Source organism: Desulfovibrio ferrophilus (genome assembly GCF_003966735.1).
GTDB classification, from domain to species: Bacteria; Desulfobacterota; Desulfovibrionia; order Desulfovibrionales; family Desulfovibrionaceae; genus Desulfovibrio_Q; species Desulfovibrio_Q ferrophilus.
Map to the genome: position 1 here is coordinate 2,946,686 of NZ_AP017378.1, position 14,012 is coordinate 2,960,697.

The window sequence follows — 14,012 nt, forward strand, 5'->3', positions numbered from 1 at the left end:
CATGAACCCGTCCCGGGCGCGCATCGTGGCTCAGGGGGAAGATTCCGGTGGACCGGTGGTCTACTGGATGAGTCGTGACCAACGAAGCCGAGACAACTGGGCGCTGATCCATGCTCGTGAACTGGCGGGCAGCAATCGTGCGCTGGTGGTGGCCTTCTGTCTGGTGCCGTCCTATCCGGGTGCGACCCTGCGCCATTATGACTTCATGCTCAAGGGGTTGGAACAGACCGCCCACGACCTGCGTGAGATGAATATTCCCTTTGCATTACTCATGGGCGACCCAGCGCAGGAGCTTCCGGCCTTGTGCGAACAGATCGGCGCGGGGCTGCTGGTTACGGACTTCGACCCCTTGCGTATCAAGGGCCAGTGGCTGAAGGCCGTGGCTTCACGCGTTGATATTCCGTTGTTGCAGGTGGACGCACACAATGTGGTGCCCGCCTGGGTGACTTCGGACAAGCAGGAATACGCCGCGCGCACCATCCGTCCCAAGATCCATCGCCTGCTGCCCGAGTATCTGGAGGATTTCCCGGAGCTTGAACCCTGCGCAAAGTCGCTGGAGCTACCGGGTCCGGACTGGACCACGGCGAGGGCTCTATTGCGTGTGGACGAAGGGGTTGGACCTGTGGCTTTACCTTCGGGCGAAAGCCACGGCCTGCATGGTCTGGTAACCTTTTTGGATGAAAGGTTGTTGCGCTATGCCGAGGCCAGCAACGACCCCAACGCCGATGCCGTGTCCAAGCTATCGGCCTATCTTCATTTCGGGCAACTTTCGGCCCAGCGCGTGGCGTTGGAGACGGCGCGCCGGGCTCGGGATGAGAACGCCGAGAATTTTCTGGAACAGCTGGTAGTGCGCCGCGAGTTGAGTGACAACTTCTGCTTGTATAATCCGCAGTACGAAACCCTTGCCGCAGCGCCCGAATGGGCCATCAAGACCTTGGACGATCATCGCGACGACCCGCGACCGTACCTCTACACCCTTGAGCAATTCGAACGGGCCGAGACCCACTCCGACCTTTGGAACGCGGCGCAGATGCAGATGGTGAGTACGGGCTTCATGCACGGGTACATGCGCATGTTCTGGGCCAAGAAGATTCTGGAATGGTCGATCAGCCCGGAACAGGCTTTCATGACCGCCCTGACCTTGAACGACCGCTATCAACTGGATGGACGCGACCCCAATGGCTATGTGGGCGTGCTCTGGTCCATGGCGGGTATCCATGACCGACCGTGGAAGGAACGCCCCGTGTACGGAAAGGTGCGCTACATGAACGAGAATGGGTGTCGGCGGAAGTTTGATGTGGGGGCATATATCGCCAAGTATGGCTAGGCGGTTGATTATCGGCTGTCCGGGAACGCACGTAGGCTTTGTTGCTGCAAGGGCGGTCAGACTCTCGCGTATGAGCAATACAACTCTAGCCTGCCGCCCTTTCGCGCCTTGTCTTCGCCCATCCCAAAACACCCTCCGAAAGGCAAAAGGCAGGCTCGTTATTTTGCTTCTCAATCCAATCGTGCCATTTAAATTAATCGGGGCATCTGTCGCGAAGCGACCCCCCCCATATCTCCTCTGGTCAGGCGAAGCAGGACACCTGGGGGAGTTCCACAATATTTGTTCCGCGCAGGCGGTCTCCCGCAAAGTCGCCAACAGAAAAACCGTCCGTGTATTTCGCGCAGAAGACCGCAATTCCTCCAATATAATTCATCTCTCCTTTCCAAATCAAAAAAGCCCCGCAGTCCATGACTGACGGGGCCTGATAAACGATAAACGTGATGAATAATGGAGGATCATCTTGGGGCATGTCCTTCAGTGTCCTCTAGCCCGCTGAAGCTTGCCAAAGGAGAACAAATTATACTTCAGCCTGCTCCTCATCCTCACCAAAGATCATGCTGAAAGACTCTGATTCCATATTATTGAACAAGTGGCTGTATTGCGCCACTGCCGCATAGGCGTCTTTGGCATAGGCTTCGGCAAATTCCAGATATTCTTTCCCGGCCTCCACAAGGCTGGAGAGTCCACTCACCTTTCTGAAATCATTGGCCAGCTCCGGTCTATTCGCAAACAGTTGCTCGATTTGATCCTTCTGGGGATGGTCGCCCTTGACGCGGATTTTACCCTCACCATCCGAGGTCAGTTCCACGGGGGGAGTCGTGGAAATCCCGTATTGAATAAACAGGGCACCAATGTCGGATTTTAGCTTGTCCTGCGACTTGTTGAGACCAGCTTCAAGGGCGTCCAACGAAACGCCTTCGCCGGGAGTGTACTCAACACCCAGATCTGCAAAGAAGCTTGAAATGAGATGGGCAGAATCGGAAAGATTGACCGAGTCACCATGCTGTATAGCCTGCTGAGGTGATTGCCTGTTCTGGACAGCATAGTCTGTGCCTATGGATTGCGGTGCATATCCGGACTGGATGGGTTGGATCATGGTTGCCCCCATTTTCTTGTGGGAATTAATTGCCTGACTGAATGAAACTGCACAAATAATACCGAAATCTATTATCGGATTATGGGTGTCTTTGTCGTGATGACGGGCAGGTAGGAGCAGCACAGCATCAGCCTGTTCCAATTCTCATAAGGGGACTATTTCGGTAGCCTTTGGGGTTGAGCCAGCCTCGATCAAAGATCCAAAACAAAAAGCCCCGCAGTCCATGACTGGCGGGGCCTGATAATCTTTTCTGAAGAACTGATTCGAGTCTTAATCCCGTTGCCTTCTGGCGTATTCGGCAAGCACGATGGCTCCGGCCTGGGCAACATTCAATGAATCAAAGGGTCTGGCCAGGGGGATGGTCAGTTCTTGCGTGGCGCGCTTCAAGACATTGGGGCGTACGCCCTTTTCCTCGTTGCCCAGGACCAACACGGTCGGAGTTGACAACCGGGCCTCATACATGTTGGTTGCTTTGGGGCCAAGGGTTGTGGCGACGACGTCAAAACCCCGGTCCAGGCATTGATCCAGAGCCCGTGCCAGGTTCACGACCTTGGACACCGGCAGCTTGGCCAGAGCCCCGGCACTGGCTTTCTGTGCGGCTCCGCCAAGGTAGGCGGTGCGGTCTTTGGGAACGATGAGCCCGGCCCCGCCAAGGGCATACAGGGTTCGCGCCAGGGTCCCGACATTGCCGGGGTCCTGCACTTGGTCCAGCGCCACCAGCACAGGCAGGGGCGCGTCCACGGTCTGGTCCAGCAGGGTTTCGAGGTCCATGAAGCCCTGGGAAGCCAGACGCGCCACAACGCCCTGGGTGTTGCCCGGATAGATTTTGTCCAGCTCGTGGCGCGGCATGTTGCGGAACCGGATGTGTCCGGCCTTGCAGCGCTCGACAATGGCAGCGATTTCCTTGCCATGGGCACCCTGTTGCAGGAAAACCGTATCGATCTTCTCGGGAGAGGCATCGATCAACTCCAAAACGGGCTTGCGCCCGGGCACAATGGCCTGATCGTCTGTTTTTTTATCGCGATTTGTCACAATATATTGACATCCTTGTTTTTTCGGTTCCAGATCAAGGGCTAAAACCCACCCTGGAACCGTTGATACAGTAAGATTTTCTTGACGGAAGCTAGATATTCTTTAGATAGAACCTAGAGTTACAGTGCGACAATGGGGTGTTTTGTCACCCTGTTCGCCACACACATACACATGGAACGAGCATGAATCCAGAGAGTTTCAAACGACTGGCACCGATGATTTTGGTGCTCTTTATGCTGCTTGCCCCGGCAGGCTGCGTGAAAAAGCCCGTTGATAAGCAGAACCAGGCCCTGTCCGAACAGCCTGCGGATGCCCCTGAAGTTGCCATTGCCCCGGAAGACGCTTCCGGACTGGACGCCGTGGAGCAGGAAGCAGCCGAAGCCCTGGCCCTGGCCGAGGACGGCACACCCCTGACCCCACAGGAAGAAGAGGCCTTGGAATCCGAGCCCGAGATCAGCTTTGATCTGGGCCAGCACGATACCAAGGAAGTCCGCTCGTTCTTCAAGTATTTTACTCACCACAAGAAAGGCCGCAAGAACTTTGAGCGTTGGCTGGAACGTTCGGCCAAGTATCTGCCTTACGTGCGCCGGGTGTTTGCCGAGCGCGGGCTGCCGCATGATCTGGTCTATTTGCCTTTTGTGGAGAGCGGTTATAACCCGCGTGCCGGCTCCCGCGCCGGGGCCAAGGGCATGTGGCAGTTCATGCCCTATACGGGTCGCAAATTTGGTCTGGAAGTGGGTTGGTGGGTCGATGAGCGCTATGATCCCTATAAAGCCACCCATGCCGCAGCGGATTACCTGACCGTGCTGCACGAGGAGTTCGGGGACTGGTATCTGGCCCTGGCCGCCTACAATGCTGGCGAAGGCCGAGTGGGCCGCGCCATCAAGAAGAGCGGTTGCGAGGATTTCTTCGAACTGTCCCAGATGAAGACCAACCGCTGGCGCCGGGGGCGCAGGCTGTATTACCTGCCCAAGGAAACCCGTCTGTACGTGCCCAAGCTGCTGGCGGTGATCAAGATCGTGCAGAATCTGGAATCTCTGGGCTTCAAGCCCTTGGACTGGAGCGCACCCGACACCGTGGCCCAGGTCAATGTGCCGCCGCGCACGGATCTGCGCGAGGTTGCCAAGGTCAGCGGTCTCTCCTGGCAGCAGTTCAAGGATTTCAATCCGGCCTATGCCGAGCCGGGTAGCCATCCCAATGAAAAGAGCACTGTCTATGTGCCCACGGACAAGGCCGAGGCCGCCCAGGCGTATCTGGCCAGTGCCGAGCGCAAGGAATACAAGGCCTATTACAGTTTTTATAAAGTGCGCAAGGGTGACTCCTGGTACCGCATTTCCCGTCGCTTCGGTGTGCCCATCGCAGTGCTCAAGGGCTATAATAATAAGCGCTCCAATCTGCTGCGCCCTGGTCAGTCTTTGAAGATTCCCGGTAAGGGTGAGACCAGGCTGACCGCAGCGCAGATCAAGAGCCAGCGCAAAGCCCGCTCCAAGAATGCGACGAATGTGCTGGCGGGCAAGGTCAACACCAAAGGCCAGTACGTGGTGGGCAGCGGAGATTCCCTGTGGTCCATCGCCAAGGCCCACAAGACCACAGTCAGCAAGCTGGCAGCGGCCAATGGTCTGTCCAGCAAGGCCCGCCTGCGCATGGGCCAGACCTTGACCATCCCCGGTGGAAAGACCCTGGCCATTCAGACTGTGGCCAAGGCCACCCAGCCTGTGACTGCGGACTCCAACGTTCGCCAACTGGCTCAGTCGCGCTCCAACTATGTTGTTCACAGTGGCGACTCACTGTGGTCCGTGGCCAAGCATTACGGCACCACCGTGGGCACTCTGGCCAAGGCCAATGGCCTGTCCAGTCGCTCTTCGCTGAAGATCGGCCAGCGTCTTTATATTCCGGATCAATCGTCCACGGCTACGCTCCGCACTGCCGAGCAGGCCGAGCAGGCCAAGCAGGTGATCACCTACAAGGTCCGTCGCGGTGATACTTTGTATGCCATTGCCAAACGCTTTCGGGTCTCGGAGCAGAGCATCCGCCAGTGGAACGGCATGGATTCGTCGCGCATCTACCCCGGTGACAAGCTGAAGCTGTACCAATAGGCACAGTCTGCGGCTGAAAGAAAAGACACGGCGGGGCTGCACGAGCGGCCCTGCTTTTTTTCGGCCTTTGGGGCTGGGTGAAAATATTGAAATGATGTCGGGGAATTGTTAGCTTGCGCGCATCACCCCACGGACGATCAGGAGGAACCATGCGTCTGATTCTTGCGATCTTTCTGCCCTGGCTGCAGTTTTTTACCATTGGTAAGCCCTTGCAGGGCATCATCTGTCTGCTGTTGCAGCTGACGCTCATTGGTTGGCTTCCTGCCGCCTTGTGGTCGGTCTACGCCCTCTCGCAGTACAGGACTGATCAGAAGATTGATGAGATGAGGCGGGGTATGTAATTAAAGGGCGCCCATGGGGGCGCGATTGTGGTGTTGCCACACGATTTTGAAGGGCGGAGTGCAGTGAATGCGCTCCGTTTTTTATTTGTCGAAAGAGGAAACAGTGGAGAAAGTCGGGGCCGCCTATGCGGATGTACGCTGGAGGTGCTGAATCCATAAGGCCGCTTTCAGCGGGAACAGAGAGGGTGTGCTTCGCGAATGAACTCCGTTTGGTATTTTGATGGCCGCCTGCGCGGATGAGGTCCGGTGATATTTATTTCAGGTGTCCTGCTTCGCGTGACCAGAGGAGGTGTGGGTGGCGGTCGCTGGCGCGACCTTTCCCCCCGGAACCTCCTCTGGACTCCACCCTCCCCCCAGCAGTTTATGCAGAGAGGTTATCAGGCCATACAGGGCAATGGTTTTGCAATGGTTTCTCTAGGGCGCTGCAGGTCTTGTTGCCGGGCCTCGTCACTTGCTTCAGGCGGCCAAGGTCCGCCTTCGCCGTGGCTCATGGCCCGATGAAGTGGGGCGATGATGTGGTCGTTGAGGGTGGGGTGAAGGAGGAAGGGAGAGCAGGGTGTAGAAATTTTTTTAAACAAGTGGGGCGGTAGCTGAGCAGAGCGGGGAGAAATCGTATTGGGAAGGCGCAAGAATGAATCAAGGACCGACGCATAGTAAGCCTATGCGAGGTTCTTGAGTTCGTTCGCAGCAACGCCGCCAGTACGAGATTATCGCCGTTCTGCCAAAGGCAGTTTTCTGACCAGGCCAATGCCTTGTTCCGTCACCTCGGCCAGATACGGCCAGATCTCCACGCCCGCCTCTTTGGCCTCCCAGAACAGCCGTGCAAATTCCGGGTCCACCATATCCGCCATGCCGAAGCAGGAGCAGTCGTCGCGTTGAATGAGATAGAACGAAGCCACGCGGATTCCCTGTCCAGCTAGTTCGATGAGTTCACGCAAATGCTTTTGCCCGCGTGTAGTGACGGCATCGGGGAAAATGGCGATGTCGTCCTCCACCAACGTCACGTTCTTGGCCTCCACATAGAGCGTGCCTTCGGGGCCTTCCAGACGGGCGTCCAGCCTTGAGTCGCCGATCTTGGCCTCGGCCCTGAACTCGGTGTAGCCGCGTGTCTCGGGCAGCGCCCCGGCCAGATGCGCTGCCTTCAGCAGCCGGTTGGGAGTCAGCGTGTTTACGCCCACGGTCACGTCGTCCAGAGTCAGTGTTTCCAGTGTCCATTTCAGCTTGCGTTTGGGATTGGGGGCCGGAGACAGAAAGGCCCCGGACCCGGGCCGAAGCAGTCCCAGCATGGAGCCGGAATTGTTTGTATGTGCCCATACGGACTCACCATTCACGTCGGTTTCCACGCTAAAACGTTTGACACGGCGGATGAAGCGGCCTGTGACGCAGCCGTCCGGAAAGGGCAGCAGAATATCGGTCATATTGGTCAGAACCTGTTTTGGTGTGAGGGGCGGAAACAGGCAGGTTGGACGCGAGGCCTGCAACCATTTACCTTCGTGGGAATTTACCCTAAGAACGAACGAATTGGAACGTGGGGTTTCCAAGGTTTCGGATCGAGTATCGACAGAAATTTTTATGCTATCAGGTGGGGACATGAGGATTTCCAACAAACTTTCCAGGATCAAACCGTCGGCGACCTTGACCATCAGTGCCAAGGCCATGGACCTGCGTGCTCAGGGGCGCGAGATCATCAGCCTGTCCGTGGGCGAGCCGGACTTCGGTACACCTCAGCATATCTGTGATGCGGCCAAAGCAGCGCTGGACGAGGGTTTCACGCGCTATACGCAGGTTCCTGGCATCCCCGAGCTGCGCACTGCCGTGGCTGAATATTTCAATTCGTATTACGGAACGAAAGCCACCCTTGAAGCGACCATGGTCACCAACGGCGGCAAGCAGGCCCTGTATAATATCATGCAGGCGCTTCTCAATCCCGGCGACAAGGTGCTCATTCCCGGTCCGTATTGGGTCAGCTATCCGGCCATGGTCAAACTGGCCGACGCCGAGCCTGTCATCGTGCCTGCCGGCGCGGACAAGGGCTTCAAGATCACGCCCGAGGACCTGGACGCGGCCTACACGGCCGATGTGAAGATGCTGCTACTCAACTCGCCGTCCAACCCCACGGGTGTGCAATACACCGAGGCCGAGCTCTATGCCCTGGCCCAGTGGGCCGTGGACCATGACGTGTTTGTGATTTCCGATGAGATCTACGACCGCCTGATCTACGCCCCGGCCGAACCGGTCTCTCTGGCTCCGCTGTGGGAAAAGCATCCCGAGCATGTGGCGGTGGTTAACGGCCTGTCCAAGAGCTTTGCCATGACTGGTTGGCGACTGGGTTTTGTGCTGGCGCATCCAGACCTGATCAAGGCCATGAGCAAGATACAGGGCCAGAGCACCTCCAACGTCAACTCCATCACTCAGAAGGCAGCCCTGGCGGCTCTCAATGGCCCCCGGGACTTCATGGCAACCATGAACGAAGCCTTTATGCGTCGCCGCGATAAGGCCATGGAGATTGTCGCGACCTGGCCCGGTGTGGTCTGCCCCCGGCCCGACGGTGCGTTCTACATCTTCCCGGACGTCAGCGCCCTGTACAATGAGAAGATGCCCGACTCCACGACCATGTGTACCGTGCTTCTGGAAGAGGCAGGTGTAGCCTCGGTGCCCGGTGCGGCCTTTGGCGACGACCGCTGCGTGCGGTTCTCCTACGCCCTGGACGACGAAACCCTGATCACAGCCCTGAACAAGGTGGGCGAGGTCATCCTGCCCTAGGCGGACGACCCAAGCGAGGCATGTGTTGAAGAAAACAGTATCGCCATTCTCCGATCCGGCCCGGCCATTCCAGCTGGTGAAGTTCCTTTCATGGAGTTCGCTGGTGCTGATTCTGGGCACGACCCTGATGATGTCGGTACTGATCGCCAACACGGCCCGCGAATCGCTGCTGGCCAAGCAGCGCGAGTTTGCCCAGCTCCTGGCCGAGAACCTGAATCACCAGATCTTCCAGCGGTTCACGGTGCCCACGGTGCTGCGCTATGGCTACATCGGTCTGAAGAACGAAGAACAGTACCGCCAGATGGATACGGTGGTCACTGATACCATCCATGGGCAGCACGTGCTGGAGCTTCGGGTCTATGACATCAACAAGGTGGTGTCCTATTCCACCAACGAGGAATTGGTGGGGCGCGAGGATCTGGCCGGCAGCGCCGTGACCAACGCCCTGAAGACCGAACAGCACAGCTTCGAGATCATTTCCAAGGTCTCGCCCTTTTGGTCCATGTTCCGCCTGGACATGGAACCCGAAAGCGTGATCATGCGCATGACCTATCCCCTGAAGACGGAGCGCAGCCTGTTCCAGGGCGGTCCGGGCGTGCAGATCATGGGCATTCTGGAGTTCACTCAGGACATCACCGGAGACTTCAAGGCCGCAGTAAACTTCCAGTGGGTCATCACTGCCATCTCTTCGGGCACCGCACTTGTGCTGTTTTTCATGCTGGTGCTCTTCATCCGCCGGGCCGACGCCATCAATGCCCAGCGCGTGACCAAAGTGCAGGGGCTGGAGCGCGAGCTGCTCCAATCCGAGAAGCTAGCCAGCATGGGCCGCGTGGTGGCGGGCATCGCCCATGAGATCAGGAATCCGCTGGGCATCATCCAGTCCAGCGCCGAACTGCTGCTCAAGAAGGCCAAGGTTGAGAACGCCTCACGGGTTCAGATCATTCAGGTTATGTTCGATGAGATCAAACGTCTGTCCCAGACCGTGAACGATTTTCTGGACTATGCCCGGCCCAAAACCCCTCGCCGGGACCCGGTGGACTTGTCGCAGGTTCTGGAGCAGGCTCGGGTTTTCCTGGATCAGAAAGCCCAGGAAGCCCGTGTGGACTTTGTGTGCGAGTATCCGGCGAACATGATGGTCAAGGGCGACAAGGATTTGTTGTACCGGGCGGTGTACAACATTGTGGTCAATGCCATGCAGGCCATGAAAGACGGCGGCGAATTGCGCATCGAAGGTGAGGTCACCCGGCGCGAGGTCTGCCTGAAGTTCACGGACCAGGGCACGGGCTTTGCCCCCGAGGTCATGGAAAAGCTGGCCGACCCGTTCTTTACCACCAAGGACAGCGGCACCGGGCTGGGCCTGGCCATTGTGGTCAATATTCTGGATAGCCATGGGGCCGAGATCGATTTTGCCAATGCAAGCCAGGGCGGCGCACAAGTGACCGTCCGCTTTGAAAAAGGATAGGGAGCACTAGAAATGTCGAGCAATGTCCTCGTGCTGGACGACGAAAAGAACTACCTGCTCATCCTGGATGCGCTGCTTTCCGATGCGGGATACAACGTCACGGCGTTGCACGATCCCGAGTTGGGGCTGGCCTATCTGGAAGAGTCCGAGGTGGATATCGTGGTCACGGACATGAAGATGCCGGGCTTAACGGGCCAGGAAGTGCTGGAACACGTGCATCGGAACTATCCGCACATCCCGGTGATGATCATGACCGCCTTTGGCAGCATCGAATCTGCTGTGGAGGCCATGCGTCTGGGAGCCTTTGATTACATTACCAAGCCTTTTTCCAACGAGGAGCTGCTCCTGTCGTTGGACAAGGCCGCCAAGATGGCCAGGATGCAGCAGCAGAACAGGTTGCTGCGCGAGAACCTGGAAGAGCGCTACGGCCTGCACAACATCATTGGCCGTTCCAAGGCCATGCGTGGCGTCCTGACCATGGTCGACAAGGCCGCCCCCAGCCGAAGCACTGTGCTGATTCAAGGTGAATCCGGCACTGGTAAGGAGTTGGTGGCCCGGGCCATTCATTTTGCCTCGCCGCGCAAGGATGAGCCCTTTGTTTCCGTGAACTGCATGGCGCTCAACCCCGGCGTGCTGGAGAGCGAGCTGTTCGGCCATGAAAAGGGCTCGTTTACCGGAGCCGTGGCCAGCCGCCGCGGGCGATTCGAGCTGGCCAATGGCGGGACCCTGTTCCTGGACGAGATCGGCGAGTTGTCGGCCGAGTTGCAGGTCAAGCTGTTGCGAGTATTGCAGGAGCGACGTTTCGAGCGCGTGGGTGGAGCCAAGGAGATCGAGGTCGATATCAGGATTGTGGCTGCCACCAACGCGGATCTGACCAAGGCCGTGGAAAACGGCACTTTCCGTGAGGACCTGTTCTATCGTCTGAACGTGGTTCAGGTTCAGATGCCGCCGCTGCGTGAACGGCGCGAGGACATCCCCATGCTGGCTACACATTTTCTGGACAAGTACGCCAAGGAAAACGATAGCCGCATCACGGGTTTTTCTGCTGAGGCTCTGGATTATCTGGCGACCTACGAGTGGCCGGGCAACGTGCGCCAGTTGCAGAACGTGGTGGAGCGCTGCGTGGTGTTGGCCGGTGGCGAGACCGTGAGTGTGGATGATCTGCCCGCCGAGGTGCGTGACGAGGAATCCCAGTTCAAGAGCGCGGTGGATATGATGCCTGCAAAACTGAATCTGGCCGATACCCTGGAGAAGATTGAGGCGGCGCTGGTGCGCCGGGCCTTGGCAAAAAGCGATTTCGTCAAGGTCAAAGCTGCGGACTCATTGGGAATATCCAAGTCGCTGTTGCAGTATAAGCTGAAGAAGTACAATTTGACGGGGCAGTAGCCCCGAGCGCCGTCGGCGTGATGGAATACGGGTTTGGCTGAAGTTTCGGGCCGCCTGCGCAGAAAGCGTGGGCGGTTTTTCTTTTGCTTGAGGAGGAGGCCGCCTTCGCGGATGTACGGCTTGGGCGTTGATTCCATAGGGTCGCCTTCAGCGGGACCAAAGGAGGTGGGGGGGCAAGCCCCCGAAACATCCTCTGGGCTCCTCCTCTCCCCTGGAGTGTGAAGAAATGGTTATCAGGCCATACAGGCCGTTGGTTAAGCAGGGTTTGTATTTCTTGGGCTTCGGCACTTGTTGCCGGGGCTGGTTCGTTCATTTCGGGCGGCCTTGGTCCGCCCGATTCACGTCCTGATGCCTCGATGGGCTGGGGCGCAAGCACGAAGGAAGAGGCTGTCCTGAACTGACAGAGGGCGAGCGGGGAGAGATGGTCTGACGCCTCGGATGGCTGTGGCGGCTATTTGATCGCCTGTGCACTGTTGTAGAGGCTTTCGAGATTGGCGACGTGTTTGTTGAGCTGTTCATGGATTTTGAGAACGGTTTTCTTTTCGGCGTCTGCGCGTTGTGCCAGTTCGCTTCCGGGCTTGATCCGTCTGTCCGCGTAGGTTTTGTTCCATTTGGCTGCCAGGGTTTCATATCGCTTGGCTGAATTAATGATGTTCCGCCGAAGACCATCGAAGCGGTAGACCGCCTCGGGCGTGGCAAAAAAGACCCCTCCGGTATAATAGAGGTCGTTTTCCTTGCGCTCCACAATGCTTCCGTTGGTGCATTCCAGAGCCAGCCAGCCCTTCTCCGGGGTCTTGGCCATGACCCAGGCGTGATTGGCCAGGGAGGCGTATAGGGCAAAGCCCAGGCCCGTGATCCTTCGGCCGACGTTGCCCGCAGCAAGGCGCACATCGATGCCCTTGACCCGCAGTCGATACCAAATGGCCTCGCTCATCTGCTTGCACTGGGTTTCCGTCAGTTCCGAATACTTGTTGTTGGCGGAGTACTTGGCCAGCACTTCTTCGATGATCTTGATGGTGGTCTGTTGATCCAGAGGTGCAGCATTGGCCGTGCCCGTGCTTTGCTGGGGGCTTCCTGTTGCTTTGGGCGCGGAAGATGGGGGCTTGGGTTTCGTATTACGAATTGTAATTTTGACTGGGCCGTCACCTTTTTCAATGACCACGTCATCGCCAAGTGCAGGGCACGCAAGGCACCCTGCAATCAGTGAAATAATTACATAATTGAGTAGATATTTGAGCATGATAGTCCCCCCTTGCGGGCGGACTGTAGCCCATGTTTTGTGGTGAGGCAAACAGCCCTGTTTATTGACTGTCCGGATTCGGTTCTTTCTGTTTGCGCGTCCCTGCATACAGTTCGAACAGCAGCAGGCGGCAGTCGATAGGGCCGTTCATGAGCGGCACGCGTTTGGCGGTGCGCAGGCCGATGCGCTTGGCCAGCTTCATGTTGCCGGTGAAGATACCGCCCATGTAGCCTTGGCAATGCTGTTTCAGGAAGTCGCCCAGCGCCTTGTAGGTTTCCTCAAGCTTGGCCTCGTCGCCCATGCGCTTGCCGTACTCGGGGTTGCAGATCAAGAGGTTCAGGGCGCGTTTGGCGGGTTCCGGTACCGATGATTCACGGAAGTCGCAGATATCGAATTCGATGCATTCGGCCATGCCCGCCTCGGCAGCGTTGTCTCGTGCTGCGGCGATGGCAGCGGGGTCGTTGTCCGTGGCGATGATGCGCTGGGCCGTGGTCGGGCGCATCTTGCTGCGGGCTTCGGTGCGCAGGGCTTCCCAACTTCCCTCATCGTGCCCGAGTACGTGCTGGAAGCCGAAGTTCGATCGGAACAGGCCCGGAGCCGTGCCCGTGGCGATCAGGGCGCCCTCGATGGCCAGGGTCCCGGAGCCGCACATGGGATTCAGGAGCATGCCCTTGCCGTTGTAGTTTGCAGCCAGCAGGCAGGCGGCGGCCAAGGTCTCGCGCATGGGGGCCTTGTGCGGCTGCAAACGATAGCCGCGCATGGACAGGGGCGTGCCCGAGGTGTCCAGGTACAGGGTCGCGTCGCGGTGTTTCCAATGCAGGAACAGCACAACCCCGGTCTTGTCCGGCCCGGAGTCCGGGCGGCGGCCCTTGACCTCTGCGATGCGGTCCACCACCGCGTCCTTGACGCGAACGTTGGCAAAGCGCGAGTCACGCACGGATTTGTTGTCCACGCTGGATTCCACGGACAGATAGCCGTCCTCGGCGATGATGTCTTCCCAGTGCAGGGGCAGCAGTTGGTTGAACAGCTCGTCGGGATTGGTGGCCTGGAAGCGGTGCAGCTGGAACAACACGCGGTGCGCGGTGCGCAGCCAGAGATTCAGGCGCATGCAGTCGGCAAGGGTCCCGTTGGCCAGCAGACCACCCGGTTGCTCGGCCTCGGGTTTGACGCCAAGGGCGCGCATTTCATCGGCCAGAAAGGGTTGCAGCCCTCGGGCGCAGGTGACGAAAATCTTGCCTTTATTATGGATATCCATGGTCTTTTAGCCTC

General features: G+C 58.1%; 12 protein-coding genes. 6 read left to right on the forward strand and 6 right to left on the reverse strand.

Annotated elements, in window-relative coordinates; translation table 11 throughout:
- Position 1 precedes the first annotated feature (1 nt).
- Positions 2 to 1,327, forward strand: coding sequence for a deoxyribodipyrimidine photo-lyase (locus EL361_RS13535; protein ID WP_197723467.1), 1,326 nt, complete (start codon positions 2 to 4; stop codon positions 1,325 to 1,327).
- A gap of 241 nt (positions 1,328 to 1,568) precedes the next feature.
- Here EL361_RS13535 and EL361_RS13540 read toward each other — a convergent pair whose 3' ends face one another.
- The 3 genes from EL361_RS13540 to EL361_RS13550 all read right to left on the reverse strand — a co-directional run bounded on the left by EL361_RS13540 (position 1,569) and on the right by EL361_RS13550 (position 3,455).
- Entirely contained in the window at positions 1,569 to 1,796 is a 228-nt protein-coding gene (locus EL361_RS13540; RefSeq protein ID WP_126380410.1) for a hypothetical protein, read from the reverse strand.
- Between the two features lie 48 nt (positions 1,797 to 1,844).
- Entirely contained in the window at positions 1,845 to 2,423 is a 579-nt protein-coding gene (locus EL361_RS13545; RefSeq protein WP_126380411.1) for a hypothetical protein, read from the reverse strand.
- Between the two features lie 270 nt (positions 2,424 to 2,693).
- Positions 2,694 to 3,455, reverse strand: a complete 762-nt coding sequence (locus EL361_RS13550; RefSeq protein ID WP_126380413.1) for a TrmH family RNA methyltransferase — start codon at positions 3,453 to 3,455, stop codon at positions 2,694 to 2,696.
- A gap of 182 nt (positions 3,456 to 3,637) precedes the next feature.
- Here EL361_RS13550 and EL361_RS13555 point away from each other — a divergent pair, with 182 nt between their 5' ends.
- Together EL361_RS13555 and EL361_RS13560 are read left to right on the forward strand one after the other, a co-directional pair.
- Complete coding sequence (locus EL361_RS13555; protein WP_172961760.1) at positions 3,638 to 5,551, forward strand: LysM peptidoglycan-binding domain-containing protein; 1,914 nt, start codon at positions 3,638 to 3,640, stop codon at positions 5,549 to 5,551.
- Positions 5,552 to 5,700: 149 nt separating this feature from the next.
- Positions 5,701 to 5,892 (forward strand): YqaE/Pmp3 family membrane protein, encoded by a 192-nt coding sequence (locus EL361_RS13560; protein WP_126380415.1) that lies wholly within the window; start codon positions 5,701 to 5,703, stop codon positions 5,890 to 5,892.
- Positions 5,893 to 6,599: 707 nt separating this feature from the next.
- On the opposite strand, the gene sfsA is transcribed toward EL361_RS13560, so the two are convergent.
- Positions 6,600 to 7,310 (reverse strand): DNA/RNA nuclease SfsA, encoded by a 711-nt coding sequence (gene sfsA, locus EL361_RS13565; RefSeq protein WP_126380417.1) that lies wholly within the window; start codon positions 7,308 to 7,310, stop codon positions 6,600 to 6,602.
- 172 nt (positions 7,311 to 7,482) lie between these two features.
- On the opposite strand from sfsA, the gene EL361_RS13570 reads away from it, so the two are divergent.
- Genes EL361_RS13570 through EL361_RS13580 form a run of 3 tightly spaced genes read left to right on the forward strand, consistent with a single transcriptional unit; the run spans position 7,483 to position 11,503 of the window.
- The gene (locus EL361_RS13570; protein WP_126380419.1) at positions 7,483 to 8,655 is read left to right on the forward strand and encodes a pyridoxal phosphate-dependent aminotransferase; all 1,173 of its coding nucleotides are present in this window, start codon (positions 7,483 to 7,485) and stop codon (positions 8,653 to 8,655) included.
- A 25-nt stretch (positions 8,656 to 8,680) separates the two neighbouring features.
- The gene (locus tag EL361_RS13575; protein WP_232034787.1) at positions 8,681 to 10,117 is read left to right on the forward strand and encodes an ATP-binding protein; all 1,437 of its coding nucleotides are present in this window, start codon (positions 8,681 to 8,683) and stop codon (positions 10,115 to 10,117) included.
- Between the two features lie 12 nt (positions 10,118 to 10,129).
- Positions 10,130 to 11,503, forward strand: coding sequence for a sigma-54-dependent transcriptional regulator (locus EL361_RS13580; RefSeq protein WP_126380421.1), 1,374 nt, complete (start codon positions 10,130 to 10,132; stop codon positions 11,501 to 11,503).
- Positions 11,504 to 11,954: 451 nt separating this feature from the next.
- Here the strand turns inward: EL361_RS13580 and EL361_RS13585 are convergent, their stop codons facing one another.
- On the reverse strand, positions 11,955 to 12,743 hold the full coding sequence (locus tag EL361_RS13585; protein ID WP_126380423.1) for a transglutaminase-like domain-containing protein: 789 nt from the start codon (positions 12,741 to 12,743) through the stop codon (positions 11,955 to 11,957).
- A 61-nt stretch (positions 12,744 to 12,804) separates the two neighbouring features.
- Positions 12,805 to 13,998, reverse strand: a complete 1,194-nt coding sequence (locus EL361_RS13590) for a THUMP domain-containing class I SAM-dependent RNA methyltransferase (RefSeq protein ID WP_126380425.1) — start codon at positions 13,996 to 13,998, stop codon at positions 12,805 to 12,807.
- Between the last annotated feature and the right edge of the window lie 14 nt (positions 13,999 to 14,012).